This is a genomic window from Paenibacillus maysiensis (assembly GCF_000520815.1).
In the GTDB taxonomy this organism is placed as follows: Bacteria; Bacillota; Bacilli; order Paenibacillales; family Paenibacillaceae; genus Paenibacillus; species Paenibacillus maysiensis.
Genome location: NZ_ASRY01000230.1, coordinates 1 through 973 on the forward strand (window position 1 = coordinate 1; position 973 = coordinate 973).

General features: G+C 49.1%; 1 protein-coding gene. It reads right to left on the minus strand.

Going from position 1 to position 973, the window contains the following annotated elements; translation table 11 throughout:
* On the minus strand, positions 1–884 hold an 884-nt coding region (locus tag L696_RS0116870), incomplete at its 3' end, for an IS630 family transposase (RefSeq protein ID WP_025684692.1).
* Between the last annotated feature and the right edge of the window lie 89 nt (positions 885–973).

The window sequence follows — 973 nt, forward strand, 5'->3', positions numbered from 1 at the left end:
ATCGGATTCAGGTTTGGACTATATGGCGGTAGAAAGACCAAGTGCAAGCGCGGATGTTCCTTCAAAAAAGGCTGCAGCCCGATAGCATGATGAATGCGGCTGTTGTCCAGAATGAGAGCGAGCTTCCCATTCGGGTACGCCGATAGCAGATCCTGCAGAAACCGAATAAAGGCGGCTACATCGGCTTTTTCTTCTTCACGATGATGGACCTGTCCGGTTTCGTAATTGATCGCTCCAAATAGCTTGGCTCCTTCATGCTTGCCATATGTTGGCACTTGGCGTTGCTTACCGCGAGGAAACCAGTTGTATTGCAGCGCCTGATAGGAACGAATCATCGATTCGTCTTCAAAGAGCAAATGATTGATCTCTTCCGCCTCAACCTGTTTCTTGAGCTTGGCAAAGGTGTGTTTGCGAAAAAACTCTTGGGCGTCCTCATCGGCTTTGGCTAATGTATAGGTTGCTTTGGTAAAGCTGAAGTTCATCCGTTTGAGCATCGCGCTAATCCCGCGTACGCTCATGATAATGCCAAACTCCCGCTTGATCCATTCCGCTACCAGCGGGAGTGTCCAGGTGTAACGAGCTTCAAAGCCCACATCCGCCGGTTGCTGCTGTTCGAGCATCGTGGCTAACTGACTACGCTGTTCCTCCGTGAGTTTAGGCGGTTGTCCGGGAGAGTGATCCATTTCCAGACCCGCAAGACCATGCTTTTGGTAGTTCTGCCAATAGAGGCTGATCGTTTGACGAACGCGACCAAGCAGATTGCTAATCTCAGCAAACGAGTGCCCTTCCAGACGAAGACGGACGGCCAGGTACCTTTCGTAAAGACGTTTATCTGATGTTTCTTTCATCGCTGTATTCAATCGCTCGATTTCTTCGCTTTTCATGTTCATCGCCACCTTGGGTTGAAGTTACTATTCATTACCCCATTTGGCGACGGGTTGGCCTCGTTAATTTCTTATTTGCGTCTTATATA